Source organism: Oleiphilus sp. HI0066, from assembly GCF_001635725.1.
The window spans coordinates 1-913 of record NZ_LWFH01000520.1; the positions used below are offsets into that span (position 1 = coordinate 1).

The 913-nt window shown below is 45.6% G+C and carries 1 protein-coding gene and 1 pseudogene; both read right to left on the bottom strand.

Going from position 1 to position 913, the window contains the following annotated elements; all coding sequences use genetic code 11:
• Window positions 1-268 (bottom strand): annotated as a pseudogene (locus A3738_RS07160) (hypothetical protein); the annotation flags it as partial.
• A 59-nt stretch (window positions 269-327) separates the two neighbouring features.
• The coding region (locus A3738_RS07165) for an acetyl-CoA carboxylase biotin carboxyl carrier protein subunit (protein WP_231876560.1) at window positions 328-913 on the bottom strand (586 nt) is incomplete at its 5' end.

A 913-nucleotide genomic window follows, 5' to 3' on the forward strand; every position in this document is an offset into this window, starting at 1 on the left:
CAATATTGTCTTTGATCGCGAACGGAACGCCCCACAAAGGCAGAGAATTGACGTCACCCGCTTCCAGTTTGCTTAGGTAGCGATCAAGCTCGGCGTCGCTTAATAAGTGAATCCAAATATTCCGATCGCTATAAGCCTCTGTGCGCTCACGAATATCTGCCAATACTTGTCTAGGCGTTGTGGTTCCAGCGGCATAGGCCTGCTTGAGTGTTTCGATGCTTAATGGTGTGATGGTTTGATCCGCAATCGCTAGGTTTAAACTATTCATTACTACTGTTCTCTTTGATTATTCTGTTCACGTTTTTTAGACAGGCACACCTTTGCGCCTTAGTGCTCTTCGATCACTACTAAGGCTTGTCCTGGCGACACGCGCTGACCTTTATCTAGTAGCACTTGTTTGACGACGCCCGAGCTTGTCGCATGAACAGGAATTTCCATTTTCATGGACTCTAAAATCATCAAGACCTGACCTTTAACAACTTCTGAATCCGACGTAATCTCGCTCTGCCAAACACTCCCTGATACAGGGCTGTCTACAACAATCTGCCCTTCCTCCCAGCTCGTTTCACTCAAATCGAGATTATCTTCAGCCACTTCGAAGTTAAACTGTCCTGTACGATGCCACTCTGCCAACTCCGCTTCAAAAGCGGCTTCGCGTTTGCCCTTAAAGGTATCAATGGATTCTTGATTCTCGGATAAAAACGCTTGATATTCAGATAGGCTGAATGAGCCTTCTTCAACTTTGATCGGGTAAGTGCCAACAGGAAATTGCTCACGAATTGTCATCAATTCGTCGTGAGAAACCTCATAGAATCGAATTTGATCAAAGAAGCGCAAAAGCCAAGGTTTCTCGAAAAACTCGGTCTTCCTGTAGCGATTCCACATTTGAAGCGTGCGGCCAACAAACTGATAA